We start from the raw sequence: 17,421 nt of genomic DNA, 5'->3' as shown, positions 1-17,421 counted from the left end.
GCTCAACCTCACTCCGCTCGGCTTCGTCCAACGGCTTCGCATCGAACGAGCGCGGCACCTCTCAGCAACCACGGACCTCACCTCCGCCGAGATCGCGCTACGGGTCGGCTACGCGAACGCCGAGACTCTGCGCTCCCTCCTGCGCAGGGAGCGACGCCGTTCCTGACCTATCGCCATGCCTGTAGCCGGTGTCCTAGCGCTCGGTTGGAACCACCTCTCAGCACGTCGCGTCGACTCTCCTGCGTCGCCCCTGGACGACCCACTCGACACGCCCGCAGCACAGGCCATGTGACGTGCCCCGGCTTCCCGGGCGGTCGGGGTTGGGTGGCTGTGATGTCGCTGCGTTCTCGTCGAGGGGGTCAGCAGACCCGATCAGGGTCGATTGGGATGAGCCGCGAAGGCGGTCAGGTCAGGGCGGCCGAAGCCGGCCGGCGGGGTAGCGTCGGACACGTCGAGGTCTTTCGGACGGATGGCGTAGGAACCTCCATCGTCGGGAGACCTCGACGTCTATCTGCGGACCGACGCGCCCGGCCGACCTACACCCTCATCTGGGAAGAGCCGGCAAAGTCCGTAAGCAGACAACGCCCTGCGTGCCTCGGCACAGGCAACGACAGTTTCTGTGCACGTGCAGTACGGGGATCGAGAACATGGGGTGAAAGTTGGGCGTCGACGGTGACTTCGATGAGCGTTTCGGCTCACTGAGCTCAGTTTTTCAGCCGATCGTCGACTCGAGGACCGGGCTGGTGGTTGCCCACGAGGCACTGACCAGGTGGCCGGCCTTCCCCGACACGTCGCCGGAACAGATCTTCGACATCGCCCGCACGATGGGAATGGCCGAGGAGTTGGACCGTAGATGCATAGCCTCAGCAGTTGCTGCAGCGGCACAGTTCACCCCCGCCGACCACCCGCCGCGCACGTTGTTCGTCAACATAGAAGCCGACGCAATGTCCTCCGAGAACTCGTCGACTTCGGCCCGCCGCCTCAGCGAACTGTTGCGATCAGGCGGCTCGCAGATTCGGCCCGTCGCGGAATTCGCTGAACGCTCCCTGCTCACCGACCTGGCGCGATTGCTCCGGTCCGCTGACCGACTCCGGCGCGACGGCATCATCATCGCTCTCGACGACGTCGGTGCCGACCCCGATTCGATGGTGGTACTGCCCCTTCTCGCACCCGAGGTGATCAAACTCGACAGATCGCTGCTCGACGACGACCTCCCCGGCGACAAGCTCGCCACCTTGCTTGCCGTCCTTGCCTACGCGAGCCGGTTCGATGTCGCCCTGATCGCCGAAGGAATCGAAACCGAGAGACAGAAGGACAAGGCGATCGCGTGGGGTGCCGCGTACGGACAAGGATTTCACCTCGGGCGGCCCGCCCCCTCGATGCATCCCCGACGTCGTCCTTTCCTATGCTGCCACGCCCTCCTGCGACGAGACCGTTGACAGAGATACTCGACGATCGCGCCACCGACACGACGTCGATCTCGCTGCTCACGTTCATCTCCGATCACCTGCTCGACTTCGCAATGACCACCACCGAAACTCTGACGATCGTGATCGCATTCCGAGAACCCGACTTGTGCACCGCCGACATGGCGCGAACGCTGCAGCATCTGGCACGCAAGCACCCGTATGTGAAGGCACTCGGCGCACCTCGTGCACTGTTCACCGCCACCGACGGGGTACGTCACGCTGACCTGGTTCAACCTTCGGAAGAATCGGTGCCATCGCCGTTATCGGCCAACGGTTCTACTGCGCCCTGGTCGCTCGCCCCCTCGACCCCGACGCTCCAGCGTCGTCGTCGAATCAATGGAGCTACTTCTTCACCGTCGATTCAGCCCAGGTCTGCACTGCTGCACACAGGCTGATCGTGGACAGTACGAGTCCCACCGAACCTGCATCCGAACCGCATAAGTCCAGCGGGCTGGGCTGAGACTCGAAGTTCAACCGTGCTCAACGCCGATGTCTCGGCGAGACATGCACTCAACTGGTAGTACTCGGGCCGACGTCCGTAACACCCTCACAACCGGCGCTGCACAAGTCGAGAACGGTGTATTTCGAGCTCGTGGCGATCGGTCCGTTCGCGGGTGGGAGGGTCGAGCATCTGCCGGAGCGTTCGATCGTCGACCGGACACTGCACCGCGCCGACCCGGCAGCCCGCAGATCGGCGTGCCGTCGGTGACTTGTCGTCGATGTGGCAGGTTGACCGCATGACGTGAAACGGCGAGCGTGGCGGCGGGGTCTCGGTGCGTGGATGTCTACCCACGCACCGAGGTGCATGCCGGTCGATCAGTAGCGGTGCTGTGCTTCGTTCTTGGCGTGCTGGGCCTGCTGCTTTACAGAGGGCGCGTTGGCGGCCTGTTCCTTGATCCGGGGCATTTCGTCCTCGGCCTTGGTCAAGTAGCCCTCCCAGCGCTTGGCCATCGGCTGGACGAGTCCGCCGCCGACACCGACGACGAGAATCCCGCCGAGTGTGGCCAGGACGGCGATCAGGATCGGCGTGGTGACCGTGGTGGCGACACCGATCTGGTTGAGAGCTGCGATGACACCGAAACCGAGGATGAACACCGACGCGATGTTGGCGAGGGTCTTGCCGTAGGACAGTCCGCCGAGGGAGTTCGAGATCAGCTCACGTACTGCGGCTGCGATGGCCGAGGCAACCACGATGATGATGATGGCCACGATCAGGCGCGGGAGGAACGCGATGATCTGGCTCAGGAGCACGCTGATCGGATTAGCGGGGAACACCCCGAATGCCAACTGCAACACAAACAGCACCAAGGCGTAGTAGATGATCTTCGAGACGACGTCACTGGCATCGTATTTGCTGTTCTCGAGTGCTTTCTTCACTCCGCCGCGTTCGACCGCACGGTCGAATCCGACGCGTTCGAGGATGGCCGAGAGAGCTTTTCCGATGGCCTTGGCGAGGACGATTCCGATCACCAGGATCACCAGGAACAGCAGCAGTTTGGGCACGAACTCTGCGATGGTCGACAGAGCGTTGTTGAGTGCTTCGGACATAGTTTCCAGTACTTTCTGATCGTGTGAACGGTGACGAACCGCAAGGGGTCACGCGTCGAGCCTGCGTAACCGCAGAACCGAGGATGAACTCGGACGCGACACGTGCAGGTGATGACTTTGCGACTTGTCACCGAAGGGCGGTGTGCGCGGGGCGGTCGGTGCGCGCCGCACACAGGCGAAGCGGCCCCCAGTGGGGAGTATGCTTCGCGGTCGACCCCGGGCACCTCCGAATCTGGAGGTGCGCGACGCCATCGCGTTCGAAGCCGACCTGTTGTGTGACGACGAGAGCGACCCACACCGTACGCAATAGTGATACAGATCACATTATGTGGTCGCTTGCTGGGATGCGAGCGACGGCTGTAGCTCGACGAGGTCGAGAGCATTGCAGGGTCGGGGTGTCGCCGCCGAAGACAATGCCGCAGCTCGTACCTGCCGATGAGCGGTTGGATACTGCTCTGGGGCCGACACCGGCGGACATGCCGGGGCATGGCACTGACACTGACACTGACATCGGGGTCGGGCGCGGCGGATCTCGGGTGCGAAGCAACTATCCCGGTGCAGTGGTGGTCAGTGTGTCGATGATGTCGTGGGCGATGTCGCGGAGTTTGCGGTGCGAAGTCTGCGATTGGGAACGCATGAGCGCGAACGCGGCGTCGGCATCGATGCGGTGCAATGCCATGAGCATGCCTTTGGCCTGTTCGATGGGCGCACGATGTTCGATTGCTTCGCGCAGAGCGATCGATACTTCGGATGCGGACTTGAAGCGTGCGTAGTCACCGATCGCGCGTGCGGTGGCGGTGGTGAGCACATCGAGGACGTCGGCGTCGAGTGCGTCGAATGCTGCGGGCGCGCGGCCGTAGAGGTTGAGCGCACCGAGAGTGATGTCCGCGGTACGCAGCGGCGCTGCGAGAAACGAGTGGATGCCTTCGCGCGCGGCGTCGGCGGCGAACCCCGGCCAGCGCTGCTCGCAGTGATCGACATCGACCAAGACGATCTCGCCGCTGCGGGCAGCGTGCAGGCAGGGCCCGTCACCTGCGGCGTATTGACGAGCATCGACCTCGAGGGTGCGATCGTCGGTGTGGACTGCGGTGTAGATGCTGCCGCCGAGTTCGATGGTGACTCCGGCACTGTCCGCGCCGTCGATGGCGTCGGCGGCGACCTCGACGATGCGCTGCAGGAGCACGACCAGATCGTCTTCGTCGGATATCGATCCACCGAGCGCGATGAGCATCGCTCCGAGCTGCGCCGGGTCCAGGCCCTCTCTGGCGGCAGCCGTGGCGATATCGGAGGCGTCGTCGGTGGCACCGATCGGTGTGGCGGCCAGGATGGAAGCGCTGGTGGCATCGGTGTTGTCCATGGCCCCTGATGAAAGCACACGCGTGGAGGTGAAGCGACGCCAGATGGCACGGGAGTGATGGTCGGTCTGGAAGTACATCGTAGAAAGTGAAAATAGGCGGCGGCTGACCGCCGGTCACGACGTCAGCGGATTGCCGTCCACGATGTCGGTGACTGCGACATCGACCGCAGGACCGCCGCGGGTAGAGCTACTTCCGTCTCCGGAGCCGACCGGAGTTGTACCCATGATGTCGTCGACGACATCGAGTACGGTGCGGCGGATTCGGTCGGCGAGGATGTCGAGTTCGCTGCCGTATCGGGCGGTGAGTTCGACCCTGATCGTGCGCAGGTGAGCATTGTCGGTGAGCACCTCTATGACACGCGGGACGCAGATCTCGTCGAGACGCACTGCACGTGCGATCGCGCCGCGAAGAACGAGATCGCTGACCGCGAGTGTTCCGAGGGCCGAGGTGTCATCGCTGACCCCGGTCTCGCTCATGTCGATCGGCCAGCCTCCGCGCGGGGCGGCGCGAACGGCGTCGACCACCGCGCCGGCGATTCGGTCCCACCCAGGTTCGGGTAGCTCTCGCAGGACGGTGAAGGCTCTTGTCCAGAATGCAGCGACAGGATCGTCGTTCATCGCCACCTCATCAGTCGTTGACTCAACATCGCGCGGGCGCGACGATGCTGGCCTCGCACAGCATCGGGACTCAATCCCAGAGCGGCTCCGATTTCCGGAAAAGTGTGCCCCTCGATTTCCCGTAACACCCATGATGCACGCTGACGCAGAGGAAGCTCGGCGAGTGCGGCTTCGAGTGCCTCGACGAACTGCGCGTTGGAGGCGAATTCGAACGGGTCGACCGCCCGGGGATCGGCGAGGGGCTGGAGCAGTTTGTCGTCGACAGGTTGGGCATGTTTGACGCGGGTGGAATCGATCACCTTGCGCGAGCAGATGGCGAACAACCAGGTCCGCACCGCGGAGTCGCCTCGGAAGCTGGACAGTTGTCGCCATGCCGCGACGAACGTGTCCTGTACGACCTCGTGGACCGCGCCCTCGTCGCGCAGCATGCGCCGCGCATATCGATGCAGCACAGGGCCGTGCCGCAGAACCAGGGTCTCGAACGCGGTGCGGTCGCCGGCCACCGCTGCGTCGATCAACATACGGTCACTGACCTCGGAGGAGAGAGATAGCGACGGCAGAGAAGAGCGTGGTGTCATCGCGGCACTCCTGTCCCATCGACGCCGTCGTGGGTATGAGGCAAGTGCGGCGCGCCGAGGTCGGCTGGCCCGTCCACAGAGATCTACACCCGCGACCCCGACCTCAAACGTGATATAGATCACATCAAGGCGGTGTCCGGTCCGGCAGGTTCGATCCGTCCTCCCTGATGTACGCCCACTTGCCTCCCCTCGGAAGGACCATTTTCGATGACCAGCACCACGCCCACCGCACCCGCAGTCACCACGGACGAAGCAGGCTCATCGCGTAGTTCGGCTCTGGTGAGCAGTCAGGGCAAGACATCGATTGCCGACACGGTGGTGTCCAAGATCGCCGGGCTTGCCACCCGCGAGGTACACGGGGTCTACGACCTCGGCGGGGGCGCATCCCGCGTCGTCGGTGTCCTGCGTGACCGCATTCCAGGTGCGTCGGTCAACCACTCGCAGGGTGTCTCGGTCGAGGTCGGAGAAAAGCAGGCCGCCGTCGACATCGACATCGTCGCCGAGTACGGAGTAGCCATTGCCGACCTCGCCGCCGGTATTCGTCGTAACGTCATCGCAGCACTCGAGCGGATGACCGGCCTCGAGGTCACCGAAGTCAACATCGCTGTCCACGACGTACACCTCGACAACGAGTCGGATGACAAGGACAGTGACGAGTCCACGATCACCCGGGTGCAGTGACTTCGGCGAAGCAACCCGCGGGCGCTGACGAGGTCGACCTGCTCGCTGCAGCGGTGCGCGCGGTCCCTGGCGTCGCAGCCCTGCATCCCGGAATGTTCGGGGAGGTCGGAACCTACCTACCCGGTCGCCGAGTGCCGGGGATCCGCACCGTCGGTGATGTCACCGAAGTGCACGTGAGCATCGTCTTCGACGCCTCGGTCCGCGACACCGCCGTCCGTGTCCGCAGCGTCGTGTCCGCTCTGACCGGCGGCACGGTCGACGTCACGGTCGAGGACGTCGTACCGGGGTCGACAGCCGAACCCGTCGACAGCGGACCTGCACGCGAGCGGCCGTGACGGAGCCGGCGTGCTCCCTACCGTCCCCGGACAGTGACGCCGGTGATGTGGGGAGATGGCTGACCCACGGCGACCGATGCACCGCCCGACGTAGTGCAGCGCAGGCACTGCACCCCGACGTCGGGGGATCGGCGACGGCGCTCGCTCGCGCGTTCGCCGAGATCGATGCCGCGTACGGAGGTGGTGTCTACTGCGCCGGTGTCGTCACCACCACCGCGGTGCACCGCACCAGTTGCGGCCCGATCCGCGCCATCGTCAGGGTGCGACAACTACGTATACGCCGCATCGACAGCCCCTGACACCAGCCCTTGACAAGGCGCTTGCTGCAGGCCTCCGGCTCGAATCATCACCTGCCCATCAGGCCCGAATGTCCATCCACGCTGCTTCACTCGACGAAGGATCACCATCATGACTACTTCCACAGTCGGCCTGCTCGCCGGCCTGCTTCTGGCGATCGCCGCTGCGGCCGGCGGATTCGTCGGGTTCGTCCTCGCCCTACTGCTCGGCGCAGCCGGTTATGCACTCGGTGCCCACCGCGACGGTGAACTGGACCTCGGTGCACTCCTACGAGGCCGCGGCCGTGGCTGACGTGGCCCATCCCTCGAGCCCTCTCGCGTCGGAGGGGTCGCGAGAGGGACAGGGGCGTCAGATGGCAGCGCCATCGAACCGCGGCACGTTGACCGTCAAGGACAAGGTCGCGCAGCATCTCGCCGTCCGCGCCGCCCTCGACACCGCAGGAGTGCGCACTCACGCCGGCGGACTCGACAAGCTCACCGGCCGCGAACTGCCGCGAATCGACGTGAGCGTGTCCGGTGACCACGTGCGTGCCACCGTCGACATCGCGGTGCAGTGGCCGCAGCCGCTCACTACTGTGACCGCGGCAGTACGCGCGAACGTCACCCACGCGCTGTCGACCTGGGCAGGTCTGACCGTCGACGGCGTCGATGTCAGCGTCGCCGTCGTGGTCACCGAACCAACGGTGAACGGCGATATCAGAGTGGAAAGAGTGACATGAGCCCCCGGCACAACCTCATCGACCCTGACCCTGACCCCGACCCCGGCGCCGGCGCCGCGCGGCGCACCGCTGCTCTCCCCGCGTCGACCGACAGATCCGATAGCGAAGCCGACCCCCAAGCGGGCACGCACCTCGACAACGTCGCGGTGTTCGATCCGGCGCCGGGGCGCACCCCCCGCGCCGTACCCACTGCCGCCTACACCGGCGCCCTGATCGCAGTACTGCTGATCGGCGTCGGTGCCGTGGGAATCCATGACGGCGTAGTCGCCGCCGGCTGGATCTCCGGCCGGTCCTGGACCGGCGCGGCCATCGACTCGATCGATGGCCTGAGCCCTGCAGGCGCGATGATTCCCGCCGGCATCGTGGCCGCGCTGATCGGATTGTGGCTGGTGCTGACCTCACTGTCTCCCAGGCGCAAGAAGGCAGTCGGCATCGATTCGGCCACAGCACTGTTCATCGAACCGTCCGATATTGCCCGGATTGCCTCGATCACCGCCGAATCGGTCTCCGGGGTGTTGTCCGCGCGCACGAGTGCAACCCGCACGAAAGTCACCATCCAGGTCGAGACCACCGGCGACGCAGCGACACCCGGCGCTGTCGCCGATGCGGTACGCACCGCACTGACATCGCTGACGCCGGTACCGAAAGTATCTGTCCGCACCCGCACCGGAGGAACCCGATGACGCGCACATCGATCGCACTGGACCGCCTCGCGACCTTTCTGCTCGGGCTGGTCTTGATCGCGGTAGGTGCCGGAGCAGCAGTGTGGGCAGCGGCGTCGGTATGGAACATCGACGTGCTGCGCGGGTTACCGGAGCTGGTCACCGCGCCGCAGATGGTGAATGCATCGCAGGCCCCCTGGTGGCCCTGGGCGGCAACTTCGATCGGGGCTGTTCTGGTTCTGTCGGGTCTGCGTTGGCTCACCCTGCATACTGCCGCGCCGAAGGCGAAGACACTTCAGTTGGAGGGAAGCGGACCGGAGGGTCGACTCTGCGCCGACCTCGGTCAGGTTGCAGCCGGTGCGGCGCGCGTGCTCGCCCACAGCCCCGGCATCCGCTCTGCGCAAGGTACAGCGATCATCGACCGCGGAGTCCGGACATTCGACTTCGAGGTCACCGCAGACTCTCCCGACGACTTGGCAGCCGTCGCGGCTGCAGTCGATGCGGTGTGCCGCGACGCAGTGTCGATGGTCGGGGACCCTTCGCTCGCCACGTGCACCCGTATACGTATAGCCAAGACCGCACACAATGGTCGCCGCGTCAGCTGAGCGACGCGCGGCGCGCCCGCGATCGGGAGCAGCTCAGGAATGATGTGCTGGACCTGACCCACGTCTGCTGCGCAGATGACCGCGGCAGTAGCGGTCCCTGTCGGCAGGCAGACGTCGTGGTGGACGTCCATGGCCGCATGCGCGGCTTCAGGGTCCGTCGCAGACTGTTCTGTTTCCTCCCGACTTCTTGGCCCGGTACATCGCCTGGTCGGCGCGCGTGATCAAGTCGTCGATGTCGGACGCGCCCGGCACGGTCCTGCTGGGTGCGGCCGAGGCCAGCCCGACGCTGGCGGTGACCGTGCCCGACCGATCGATGCTCTGCCGTATCCGTTCGGCCAGATCGGTGGCCGTGGCTACCGGCAGGCTGGTGGCCACCACGAATTCTTCACCCCCCATCCTGGCGACCAGCTCCGAGTCCGAACATGCCTCGGTGACGATGCGAGCGATCCGGCGTAGCACTCGATCACCGTGATCGTGCCCGTGGGTGTCGTTGACAGATTTGAATCGATCGAGATCGATCATGAGCACCGCCTGAATACCTACTCTCGCTGCGGTCGGACAAGCCGGCCGCATGCGGTCGCCGACGGCTGCGCGGAAGCCGCGACGATTGAGCAATCCCGTCAATGGATCGTGATGGGAATTGTGCGCACCTCGGCGCAGCGCACCCTCCGCGATCTGGGTGAAGATCGGAGCTGCGCCGATCACACTGAGTTGCACCACCAGCCGGGAGATGTAGAACCAGAGGTCGATGTCGGTGGTCCACAGCGACAACGCGAACAGCACCACCGTGACAGCCGCAGCCCAGCACAGGTGCACGATCAACGACCGCGCGCCGTGAAAGAACGCGACGTAGACACCGATGAAGGCGAACCATCCCGTGCCCGGCGACGCTGCGGCAGGTTCGGTGAAAGTGAACAGTGATGCAGCGATGATCAGATCCGCCCCGGCGACGAAAACGATCGATACCCGCTCCGACGGCCATGGCCGGGCGATCCAGCATCCCGCCGCAACGAAAGTGCTCGACGCTGCCGCCGCGAGGACGAACACGGCGACCGGTGAGACCGGGCCCAGGGAGCTGGCCATCATGAACACAGCCCACACGCCGAACGCGATGCAGCCACTTGCTGCGCCGAGCTGCGCCGGTCGTTGCAGTGATCGGGATCGTAGAAACAGTACGATCCAGGAATAATCCGAGGCCCTGAAGGGTCGCGCGGAAGGCGGCGACCCGGTCACCGCCGGATCCCTGCCATGGGGTTATCGCACGAACGAGCGCTCATCGCCCAAGATTCTTGCAGGTGATCCGGTCGTAGACAGCGCGAACGACGTCCCGACCCGGCACGGGAACTAGGAAAACGACACATCCGGGGCTGACTCGAGCCGCACGGGGCGAGAAGCTGCGGGCGGTGTGGGTGCCTCAAGTCAGGGTGAGCGCAGAGGCAACGGCTTCCGGGTCGGCGACCACAGCGACGGATTCGGACATACTGGACAGGGCGACCTCGGGGTCCTTGAGCCCGTTACCGGTGACCGAGCACACGACCAGCGATCCCGGTTCGATCCACCCGTTCTGCACTGCTTGCACAAGCCCTGCGATCGACGCGGCCGAGGAAGGCTCGACGAAAATGCCCTCGGCTCGGGCGACCAGACGATACGCGTCGAGAATCTCGGCATCGGTGGCAGCGCAGAACATTCCGTTCGATTCGCTCTGCACGCGAAGCGCTGCCTGCCACGACGCCGGCGAACCGATCCGGATGGCGGTGGCGATGGTGTCCGGGTTCTCGACCACCGATCCGGTGACCAGGGGCGCGGCACCTGCGGCTTGGACCCCGAGCATGCGTGGCCGTGAGTCGATGATCCCTGCGCCGAGATAGTCGCTGTATCCGAGCCAGTGGGCGTGGATGTTGCCGGCGTTGCCGACAGGCAGAATGTGGACCTGCGGCGATTGCGAGAGGGTGTCGCAAATTTCGTAGGCGGCGCTTTTCTGGCCGGCGATACGGTCCGGGTTGATCGAGTTGACCAGACCCACGGTCGGAAATGTCTCCGCCAGCGACCGAGCAACGGTGAGGCAGTCGTCGAAGTTGCCGTCGATCTGCACGATGCGGGCACCGAGGATGTGCGCTTGGGCAAGCTTTCCCGATGCGATACGCCCTTGGGGGATCAGTACCGCGCAGTCCAAGCCGGCCTGTGCGGCATACGCTGCCGCCGAGGCCGCCGTATTACCGGTCGAAGCGCACAGTAGCAGCCGGTCGCCGCGCGATCTGGCCGCGGTGACCGCTGTGGTCATCCCCCGATCCTTGAACGATCCGGTTGGATTGGCCCCTTCGACCTTGAGGTACACCGTGCATCCGGTGATATCCGACAGATACCGTGCATGCAGCAGCGGGGTCGAGCCCTCACCGAGGCTGACCACCTCCCCTGCATCGGCGTGGGAGACCAGATCACCGAACCGGGCGATCACCCCGCAAGGCCGGACAGGATGCGGCGGCGAACCCGGAGGCGATACAGCTGCGGCAGACTCACGATGATTGTTGGTCACGTCGATACCGACGAGCGGACCAGCCGAAACCGAACGGAGAACCACGAACTTTCCGCGACGCCGAGTACCGACCTGTATCGAACCGGCAAACCTCGGACATCGCGCAGGAAGCAGCCCGGCCAGGGCGCATCGGCGGACATCGTTCGCGGGCGAGGCGGGCCTCACCTCGACGAACTGTGTGCTAGATCACTGCCTCGGGAGGTTCGGTCCTCGACGCCGCGGGCGTCCTACCGTGTACAGAAGAATTTCGAGGAAAGAGGCCCCCGATGCCGGATCGAGAACGCGATGACGACCACGTCGCCCAGCGGGCAGCCGAGCAGTCGGCGGGACCGGCAACCGGCGACGGAGCACGCGCAGCGAGCGGTGTCCAGCACCCCCGATCAGGGGAAGGCAGGCATGCACTTGTCGACCCCACCGAACCTATCGAACCCACTGCTGATGGCCGCCGGACGATCAGCGGCACCGCCGGTGAAGCCGGATACGGAGTCGGTTCGGCTCCACACCACGCGGCTCGGAACGGTGACGTTGTCGCTGGTCCACAGTCCACTGCCGAAGCCCAGCTCGGAGGTGTCAGCACTGCTGACACCTCCGACGCCGTGCGGTCACAGCAGGTGGGGCTACTGATCGGTATCGTCGCCGCGGGCATGATCACCGGACTGATACTGCTGCACCGGATTCGCCGACACCCGCGTACACGTACACGTGTGCCTGCACGCAGCCGGACGTTGTCAGGGTCACTCCCCATCGGGCGATGACCAACTGTCGTCGGACGCGGCGACGCCCGTCCAGGGAAGAAGATTCGAGCGGGCGAAGAAGTCGAGGAAGGGCCTCATAATCCGATGTATCCGGTATTGATTGGCGTTGTTGCAGTGTCCCTGATCGTGCTCATCGGCGCACTGTTCGTTCTCGTTGTCGGAGAAGCGATTCAGGTGACCCGGTCGGTACGGGCGTCCAGACGACGGTCCCGAGCGAGAACAGACGCGAACCTATGACCCGTGCCGGAGTGTGGGTGTGGGGTGCCCGGTAGATGCGGGTGTCCGAGCGCGGCTGCCTATTACACTACGGACCCGCAGCGCAGCGACCGAGTGTGCAACATCGAGGTCAGGAAGCCGGGTGGTGTATTGATCTCGAGCATTGCACACACTTGCGTGCACCGGTTCCGGTACGAATGTACCGGCGCGCCGCGGTCGTCGGCTGATCTGCGGTGGACCGAACGACCCACGGTCTTCACTACGGCTCGGGCGTCGATGGAATCCGCGGCTCACGGATCGGGTCCATGGATAGGATGTCTTCTGGTGCAGGTACTTCGGGTGAGCCGAGGTGAAAGGTGTTGAGTGTGTCATGAAGAACGACGCGGCCGGTTCCGGCCCTCTCGACATCGCAGTCGAACGAGTCGGAACTGCAACCGTTCTGTCCGTACGCGGTGACCTGGACCTGCGCACCACCCCAGACCTGATCGTGTCGATCGATGCCGCAGTCGCCGAGGCCACACCATCGGCCCTGATCATCGACCTCACGAAGGTGTCCTTCCTCGCCGCGGTTTCCATGACAGTTCTCATCGACGCGCACCTGCGAGTGCAGGGGGTCTCGAAGTTCGCTGTGGTGGCCGACGGTCCCACTACGAGTCGGCCGCTGATACTGATGGGGCTGAACGAGACCTTCGCTCTGCACGCCGACCTCGCGGACGCCCTGACATCGCTGACGCCGTGATGAAAAGTGCCAGGTCACTAGACGAAGTACGTGCCATGACCGCAGGACCATATCGGTGATCATGACCGTTCACTCACACAACAGGTCCGACCCCGTGCGGCAAGACGGCCCTGCCAGATGACCGACGCGAACTCCGGTTGCAGCACAGACCGCACGCCCTCGCTACGAGAGTTGAGCGCGCTGCTCGGTTCTCACCGACGATCCGAACTAACCGATGTCGGGCTTGTGCTGGGGAACCTCGTGCCGGACCGGTTGCACGGCGAGCACACTTCACTGTCGATCGCGGCCTACGAATGTCCGAGCACGACCGCCGCGCATCCGTCAGCTGTGATCGGTCGCAGCGAGGCTGCCCGACTACTGCTGGATCTGTTCGAGGACGTCGGGGATTATCTGCTCGAACATGTCGGTCACCGTGGCCGCGAACACCGACCCGTCCGCGGTGACGATCGACTGCGATGTGATCTGTTCCTGGTCGCTGCGGACCGCACCCTGTTCGGGGACAACCTCACCGTGCGGTGCATCCTGACCGATGGCATCGGCGCAATGGTCTCGACCACCGAAGAACGATTCGTCGGCCGACCGAATCATCGCGGTACAGCGACAGGCGCTCACGAGAAACCAGAACAGCCCCACCGCTGACCTGTGCATGATGCGATAGGGCTGTCTGTGTGCCCGGCAACCTCTTCCGGGCACCGGGCACACAGATCGCCGGGCCACCTCTCGAACCGGCAATCCACACGCGCGTTGCAGGACCTGCGAACAGTCGCAGGCAACGACGCACGTGTCCTGTACATCGCAGGGCAGGCCGGCCCGTGTTACTTCACCGCCACTTCCACATCGGAACGAGCCCGATCGATACCCCGCCATCAGAATCGATGTGCTTCCACCCCTGGTTTGCACACGCTCGCTCACTTCTCGCTGTCTCGGGCCACGTTGGCTCGAAACCGAGAACTACGGGGCTCTGCCAACGCGGTGCCGGGCGCGCGGCCCCGTGGATCGCCGGGATCTACCTTCCGCCGGGGTGGACTGTCAGCGTCTGAAACCGCGATCCGGTGTGCGTGGTTCACTGTCCGCGAACGGGGTGAACCATTCCGCGGGAACGAGATTGACTGCACCAGGATGCGGTTCGATATCACTGTCGAACAATGTGAGCACATCGTGGTCCTGGAACAGAAAGTCCAGCGGAGCATCCCAATCGTCGTCGTTGTCGTGCGCGGCGATGCCGCCGACCAAATCCATACGGCGATCGGACTCGTCGGTGGCCATTGCCCGCGCTCGACCGAGGACCAGGTGGAGCGCCATTTCCTCTCCGGTACAGACAGGTTCGGGATCACCGCTCTGTGCCTCGATCGCGAGATCGTCGAAGCATCGGGCTTGCTGACGCCACCAGGACGCCGACTGCTTCCACGTCAGGGGAGGGAACTCACTGAGAATCGAAATGCCGTGCGCTGCCTCCTCGGGGCGGCGATGAAGATCAGGGTGGCGGCGAAAATCTTCGATCGCATCGTAGACATCGTCGGCGAGAGTCCATGCAGCCACTTCGACGAACCGGCGCTGTCGCGGCGTCAGTTCGATCACCAGACCCTCGAACACCTCGTCGTCATCGAGATCGGTACCACGATTCGGGTCCCCGACCTGTTTGTGGCCACCGCCGAGCCGAGAAGAGCGGGTTCCGAAGGTCACACGAACGACCACATCGTCTCCGTTGTCGTCACCGCCCGCAGTGCGCGTGACCTCGAGTCTGCTCGCACCTTGCCGATCAACGCCACCTGTGTTGGGCGAGTTCATGATCGAACTGTAGGACGATGCACGGTGCGTCGAGTGCCGCCACACCGTCCGAGGGTGGATCAATGCTCCGGGCAGAGAGCCTGAAACAGCCCCCCCGCGCGTCGGTAACGATGCCCGCTCTGCCAGTGGTGCAACAATTGCCTGCAGCATTGCACGACATAATGTGAAACACGACCGGCTTCTCGCCGATCGCGGGGCTGACCCGAGGAGCGTGCCAGCCTAGAAAGTTCGACGAATGACCGTCGAGGAGGCAAGCCCGTGCGCAACCGAACTCGATCGGTTAGGTCGACCAGCCAGGCGACTGCACACTCTGCTGGCGTTTTGCGAGTGAATGCCCCTGGTCTACTGATATTTCGAGTCAGAAGACCAGCTGCGCAATCGCTCATCCTGCTCTCGTGACAGGGAGGCGTGTGGTGGACCCAGACAAGCGCGACATCGTGGAGACCGGTGTGCTGACCGGCGTCGGTGACGCTTTCGGCTATGAAGCGGGGAGCTGGCAAGTAGCCTTGCATATGCGGCGGCATTCACGGCTCGGACCGCTGGCATCGACGACAGGACATCACAATGGGCTACCGAATCCGTTACGACGGAGTGACCTTCGAGGTCGATGACACGACCGGCAAAGATTTGCTCGACGAACTGGGTAAGGAGGTCGAGGGTCTTTTCCAGCTTTCGGGGCAGTCGTTCATCACGATCGGGCGCGGTATTCCAATCGCCATCGAAAAATTTTGAGGACGGTCGTAGCTGGCTGCACCGCGGTCTGTCGATGCCTGCTCCGACCTCAAGCCCCTAGCGCCGGTGAGAAGGAACGAAGGCATTATCCCGGTGCTGAACAACTAGCCGGCGGCGACGGTGACCCATTCGGGTCGGTCGGTCAGTTGTCAAGGTAAAGCTTACGATGGAGCCGATCCTCTCGCCGCTGGCGCGCCTAACTGCGAACGACACCGTCGAGGCCCCCCGTCATCGAAGCGAACTCGGTGGCCGGCCGCACACCCTGACCCTTGAAGAGCGGGCACCTACTCCAGGTTAACGAAACGCGACAGTTTCGTCAGCCATTCCTTGCGGACGATCGTCGCGGCGGCGCTGGCCTTGTTCAGTGCGCCGTCTGGTCGGACTCCATGCTCGTCCAGTCATTCACGCGAATGACTGTTGCCGGAACCAACTAGAGCCCGGCTGCGTCCAAACAGGTATGGACCACGACGAACGAGCCACCGTCCGAGACGAAGGCCACGACCCCGACCACCCGACCGTCGTCACAGCTCTCGACCAGGTCAAACGCACCCTGGGCCTGTACCGGCATCTCGCCTGGACCTTCACCTCGGCGGACCTCGACGGCCACGCCGTTCCCCGCTGACCGACCTCACCAGCACATTCGACAACTCGAACGGGTGTTCGATACTCTGGCGGTAGTTCCTACCGGCACGGCGAAAGGTCGATCCCATGGCCACCGTCGACGCGATCGAAGATCTCACCGGACTCGACAAGAGCGCCCAGCTGGACGTCCTCCGTCGCCGGATGGCCACCGTCCCCGGTGGCCGCCGCGACCACGCGCTTGCCGACCTGCCCACCATCACCGCACCCGATCGGGTCGAACCCCTCGATCGGGTCACGCCGGTCGTCGACGACGATCCGGAACCGCTCATCGCCGCTGTACGCGGCAAAACCCTGCGGACCATGCCCGTGCCCCGTCCACTGGCCGAACTGCTCCCACGCGGTGCCCTCGCCCGTGGAACCGCCATCACCGTCACCGGCGCCGGATCGATGATGATCGCCCTTATTGCCGAAGCGTCCGCCGCCGGCCATCACGTCGCCCTCATCGGCCAACCGAGGCTGAGTTTGCTCGCTGTCCACGAACACGGTGGCGATCTCGCAAAAGTTCATCTTGTGAATCCAGGATCGACGGACCCTCTCGACGCCGCCTCGATTTGTCTCGACGGGGTAGATTTGGTCGTGACGACCGTGCACGGCCGTGACGTACCACCCACGCGCGCAAGAGCTTTGCTTGCCAGGAATCGTCGGCACGGCAGCATTCTGATCCTGACGGACGGACACATGCCGGGTATCGATCTCACCATCGCATCGACCGTCCACAGTTACGGCGGCATCGAGCAGGGGAGAGGTCGAATCCGGTCGATCACCCTCGAAACCGCCGTCCACGGCCGCGGAACGCAGCACCGCACCGGCCGCTACACCCTCACCGCCCCAAGTTTCGGCGAGCACGGTCTGCGCTGGACACCCGCGCCCGCCGGCGACCTCTCCGGCCGACGACCACTCGCGGCCGCGCAATGACTACCGACAACTCCGCCGGCATCTTCGACTCCTGGCCCACCACCTTCGAGCCACCCACCCGCCGCATTGTCGATCCACCGATGTCGGTGAAAGTGAATGTGTTGTAGACGGGCTTTGCAGTTGACCATTGTCCATCTGGCCGGGCGGTGCCCTCGGCACTCAGGTCTTGGAGCCTCATCGTCCGGGCTGGAGTGAAGCAGGCTCTATCCATTGATTGCTCTGTCAGGTTCGAT

23 protein-coding genes are annotated in these 17,421 nt (G+C 64.5%); 15 read left to right on the top strand and 8 right to left on the bottom strand.

Annotated features, from left to right (window positions below; translation table 11 throughout):
• The 3 genes from RHODMAR_RS27825 to RHODMAR_RS25920 form a co-directional block, all read left to right on the top strand.
• The coding region (locus RHODMAR_RS27825) for a helix-turn-helix domain-containing protein (protein ID WP_008719922.1) at window positions 1-166 on the top strand (166 nt) is incomplete at its 5' end.
• A gap of 493 nt (window positions 167-659) precedes the next feature.
• A complete protein-coding gene (locus RHODMAR_RS25925; RefSeq protein ID WP_042940355.1) occupies window positions 660-1,439 on the top strand; it encodes an EAL domain-containing protein in 780 nt (259 codons plus the stop codon).
• The gene (locus RHODMAR_RS25920) at window positions 1,436-1,864 is read left to right on the top strand and encodes a hypothetical protein (RefSeq protein WP_157226233.1); all 429 of its coding nucleotides are present in this window, start codon (window positions 1,436-1,438) and stop codon (window positions 1,862-1,864) included. Before RHODMAR_RS25925 ends, RHODMAR_RS25920 begins: the two co-directional genes overlap by 4 nt.
• A gap of 421 nt (window positions 1,865-2,285) precedes the next feature.
• On the opposite strand, the gene RHODMAR_RS25915 is transcribed toward RHODMAR_RS25920, so the two are convergent.
• The 4 genes from RHODMAR_RS25915 to RHODMAR_RS25900 form a co-directional block, all read right to left on the bottom strand.
• Entirely contained in the window at window positions 2,286-3,017 is a 732-nt protein-coding gene (locus RHODMAR_RS25915) for a mechanosensitive ion channel family protein (protein ID WP_008720716.1), read from the bottom strand.
• Between the two features lie 547 nt (window positions 3,018-3,564).
• Window positions 3,565-4,374: a GAF and ANTAR domain-containing protein gene (locus RHODMAR_RS25910; protein WP_032375669.1), complete on the bottom strand. Its 810-nt coding sequence runs from the start codon at window positions 4,372-4,374 to the stop codon at window positions 3,565-3,567.
• A 114-nt stretch (window positions 4,375-4,488) separates the two neighbouring features.
• A complete protein-coding gene (locus tag RHODMAR_RS25905) occupies window positions 4,489-4,992 on the bottom strand; it encodes a hypothetical protein (protein WP_008720712.1) in 504 nt (167 codons plus the stop codon).
• The gene (locus tag RHODMAR_RS25900; protein ID WP_008720710.1) at window positions 4,989-5,570 is read right to left on the bottom strand and encodes an RNA polymerase sigma factor; all 582 of its coding nucleotides are present in this window, start codon (window positions 5,568-5,570) and stop codon (window positions 4,989-4,991) included. Before RHODMAR_RS25900 ends, RHODMAR_RS25905 begins: the two co-directional genes overlap by 4 nt.
• Before the next feature lie 207 nt (window positions 5,571-5,777).
• Between RHODMAR_RS25900 and RHODMAR_RS25895 the strand changes: the two genes are divergently transcribed.
• The 7 genes from RHODMAR_RS25895 (at window position 5,778) to RHODMAR_RS25865 (ending at window position 8,868) form a co-directional block, all read left to right on the top strand.
• A complete protein-coding gene (locus tag RHODMAR_RS25895) occupies window positions 5,778-6,251 on the top strand; it encodes an Asp23/Gls24 family envelope stress response protein (protein WP_008720708.1) in 474 nt (157 codons plus the stop codon).
• Entirely contained in the window at window positions 6,248-6,586 is a 339-nt protein-coding gene (locus RHODMAR_RS25890; RefSeq protein WP_008720706.1) for a hypothetical protein, read from the top strand. The genes RHODMAR_RS25895 and RHODMAR_RS25890 overlap by 4 nt, the downstream gene beginning before the upstream one ends.
• A complete protein-coding gene (locus tag RHODMAR_RS25885) occupies window positions 6,583-6,885 on the top strand; it encodes a hypothetical protein (RefSeq protein ID WP_008720704.1) in 303 nt (100 codons plus the stop codon). Before RHODMAR_RS25890 ends, RHODMAR_RS25885 begins: the two co-directional genes overlap by 4 nt.
• A gap of 109 nt (window positions 6,886-6,994) precedes the next feature.
• Window positions 6,995-7,174, top strand: coding sequence for a hypothetical protein (locus RHODMAR_RS25880; protein WP_032375671.1), 180 nt, complete (start codon window positions 6,995-6,997; stop codon window positions 7,172-7,174).
• Between the two features lie 61 nt (window positions 7,175-7,235).
• The gene (locus RHODMAR_RS25875; protein ID WP_051048285.1) at window positions 7,236-7,601 is read left to right on the top strand and encodes an Asp23/Gls24 family envelope stress response protein; all 366 of its coding nucleotides are present in this window, start codon (window positions 7,236-7,238) and stop codon (window positions 7,599-7,601) included.
• The gene (locus tag RHODMAR_RS25870; RefSeq protein ID WP_008720699.1) at window positions 7,598-8,284 is read left to right on the top strand and encodes a DUF6286 domain-containing protein; all 687 of its coding nucleotides are present in this window, start codon (window positions 7,598-7,600) and stop codon (window positions 8,282-8,284) included. The genes RHODMAR_RS25875 and RHODMAR_RS25870 overlap by 4 nt, the downstream gene beginning before the upstream one ends.
• Window positions 8,281-8,868 carry a hypothetical protein gene (locus RHODMAR_RS25865; protein WP_008720696.1) on the top strand — a complete coding sequence of 196 codons (588 nt, stop codon included), beginning with the start codon at window positions 8,281-8,283 and terminating at the stop codon, window positions 8,866-8,868. Before RHODMAR_RS25870 ends, RHODMAR_RS25865 begins: the two co-directional genes overlap by 4 nt.
• 147 nt (window positions 8,869-9,015) lie before the next feature.
• Here RHODMAR_RS25865 and RHODMAR_RS25860 read toward each other — a convergent pair whose 3' ends face one another.
• Both RHODMAR_RS25860 and thrC read right to left on the bottom strand, forming a co-directional pair.
• Window positions 9,016-9,954, bottom strand: a complete 939-nt coding sequence (locus RHODMAR_RS25860; protein WP_008720694.1) for a GGDEF domain-containing protein — start codon at window positions 9,952-9,954, stop codon at window positions 9,016-9,018.
• Between the two features lie 328 nt (window positions 9,955-10,282).
• Window positions 10,283-11,323 (bottom strand): threonine synthase, encoded by a 1,041-nt coding sequence (gene thrC, locus RHODMAR_RS25855; protein WP_008720691.1) that lies wholly within the window; start codon window positions 11,321-11,323, stop codon window positions 10,283-10,285.
• Window positions 11,324-11,667: 344 nt separating this feature from the next.
• Here thrC and RHODMAR_RS25850 point away from each other — a divergent pair, with 344 nt between their 5' ends.
• Both RHODMAR_RS25850 and RHODMAR_RS25845 read left to right on the top strand, forming a co-directional pair.
• Window positions 11,668-12,156: a hypothetical protein gene (locus RHODMAR_RS25850; protein ID WP_042940352.1), complete on the top strand. Its 489-nt coding sequence runs from the start codon at window positions 11,668-11,670 to the stop codon at window positions 12,154-12,156.
• Window positions 12,157-12,742: 586 nt separating this feature from the next.
• Window positions 12,743-13,111 (top strand): STAS domain-containing protein, encoded by a 369-nt coding sequence (locus tag RHODMAR_RS25845; protein ID WP_008720689.1) that lies wholly within the window; start codon window positions 12,743-12,745, stop codon window positions 13,109-13,111.
• Between the two features lie 354 nt (window positions 13,112-13,465).
• Here the strand turns inward: RHODMAR_RS25845 and RHODMAR_RS28500 are convergent, their stop codons facing one another.
• Both RHODMAR_RS28500 and RHODMAR_RS25835 read right to left on the bottom strand, forming a co-directional pair.
• On the bottom strand, window positions 13,466-13,759 hold the full coding sequence (locus RHODMAR_RS28500) for a hypothetical protein (protein ID WP_157226232.1): 294 nt from the start codon (window positions 13,757-13,759) through the stop codon (window positions 13,466-13,468).
• A gap of 381 nt (window positions 13,760-14,140) precedes the next feature.
• On the bottom strand, window positions 14,141-14,899 hold the full coding sequence (locus RHODMAR_RS25835) for a hypothetical protein (RefSeq protein ID WP_157226231.1): 759 nt from the start codon (window positions 14,897-14,899) through the stop codon (window positions 14,141-14,143).
• A 564-nt stretch (window positions 14,900-15,463) separates the two neighbouring features.
• On the opposite strand from RHODMAR_RS25835, the gene RHODMAR_RS28495 reads away from it, so the two are divergent.
• From RHODMAR_RS28495 to RHODMAR_RS25830, 3 genes are all read left to right on the top strand, one after another.
• Window positions 15,464-15,631: a hypothetical protein gene (locus tag RHODMAR_RS28495; protein ID WP_198289539.1), complete on the top strand. Its 168-nt coding sequence runs from the start codon at window positions 15,464-15,466 to the stop codon at window positions 15,629-15,631.
• A 457-nt stretch (window positions 15,632-16,088) separates the two neighbouring features.
• On the top strand, window positions 16,089-16,253 hold the full coding sequence (locus RHODMAR_RS28490) for a hypothetical protein (protein ID WP_157226229.1): 165 nt from the start codon (window positions 16,089-16,091) through the stop codon (window positions 16,251-16,253).
• An 86-nt stretch (window positions 16,254-16,339) separates the two neighbouring features.
• Window positions 16,340-17,188: a hypothetical protein gene (locus RHODMAR_RS25830; protein WP_008720684.1), complete on the top strand. Its 849-nt coding sequence runs from the start codon at window positions 16,340-16,342 to the stop codon at window positions 17,186-17,188.
• The last annotated feature ends 233 nt before the right edge of the window (window positions 17,189-17,421 follow it).

Source organism: Rhodococcus sp. AW25M09, assembly GCF_000333955.1.
Taxonomy (GTDB): Bacteria; Actinomycetota; Actinomycetes; order Mycobacteriales; family Mycobacteriaceae; genus Rhodococcoides.
This window is presented reverse-complemented; position numbering and strand designations above follow the sequence as displayed.

Excerpts from the sequence above, each read along its gene's own strand:
- RHODMAR_RS25915 (WP_008720716.1), bottom strand. The coding sequence starts at position 3,017 with ATGTCCGAAGCACTCAACAACGCTCTGTCGACCATCGCAGAGTTCGTG.
- RHODMAR_RS25910 (WP_032375669.1), bottom strand. The coding sequence starts at position 4,374 with ATGGACAACACCGATGCCACCAGCGCTTCCATCCTGGCCGCCACACCG.
- RHODMAR_RS25905 (WP_008720712.1), bottom strand. The coding sequence starts at position 4,992 with ATGAACGACGATCCTGTCGCTGCATTCTGGACAAGAGCCTTCACCGTC.
- RHODMAR_RS25900 (WP_008720710.1), bottom strand. The coding sequence starts at position 5,570 with ATGACACCACGCTCTTCTCTGCCGTCGCTATCTCTCTCCTCCGAGGTC.
- RHODMAR_RS25895 (WP_008720708.1), top strand. The coding sequence starts at position 5,778 with ATGACCAGCACCACGCCCACCGCACCCGCAGTCACCACGGACGAAGCA.
- RHODMAR_RS25880 (WP_032375671.1), top strand. The coding sequence starts at position 6,995 with ATGACTACTTCCACAGTCGGCCTGCTCGCCGGCCTGCTTCTGGCGATC.
- RHODMAR_RS25875 (WP_051048285.1), top strand. The coding sequence starts at position 7,236 with ATGGCAGCGCCATCGAACCGCGGCACGTTGACCGTCAAGGACAAGGTC.
- RHODMAR_RS25870 (WP_008720699.1), top strand. The coding sequence starts at position 7,598 with ATGAGCCCCCGGCACAACCTCATCGACCCTGACCCTGACCCCGACCCC.
- RHODMAR_RS25865 (WP_008720696.1), top strand. The coding sequence starts at position 8,281 with ATGACGCGCACATCGATCGCACTGGACCGCCTCGCGACCTTTCTGCTC.
- RHODMAR_RS25860 (WP_008720694.1), bottom strand. The coding sequence starts at position 9,954 with ATGATGGCCAGCTCCCTGGGCCCGGTCTCACCGGTCGCCGTGTTCGTC.
- RHODMAR_RS25850 (WP_042940352.1), top strand. The coding sequence starts at position 11,668 with ATGCCGGATCGAGAACGCGATGACGACCACGTCGCCCAGCGGGCAGCC.
- RHODMAR_RS25845 (WP_008720689.1), top strand. The coding sequence starts at position 12,743 with ATGAAGAACGACGCGGCCGGTTCCGGCCCTCTCGACATCGCAGTCGAA.
- RHODMAR_RS28500 (WP_157226232.1), bottom strand. The coding sequence starts at position 13,759 with ATGCACAGGTCAGCGGTGGGGCTGTTCTGGTTTCTCGTGAGCGCCTGT.
- RHODMAR_RS25835 (WP_157226231.1), bottom strand. The coding sequence starts at position 14,899 with ATGAACTCGCCCAACACAGGTGGCGTTGATCGGCAAGGTGCGAGCAGA.
- RHODMAR_RS28495 (WP_198289539.1), top strand. The coding sequence starts at position 15,464 with ATGGGCTACCGAATCCGTTACGACGGAGTGACCTTCGAGGTCGATGAC.
- RHODMAR_RS28490 (WP_157226229.1), top strand. The coding sequence starts at position 16,089 with ATGGACCACGACGAACGAGCCACCGTCCGAGACGAAGGCCACGACCCC.
- RHODMAR_RS25830 (WP_008720684.1), top strand. The coding sequence starts at position 16,340 with ATGGCCACCGTCGACGCGATCGAAGATCTCACCGGACTCGACAAGAGC.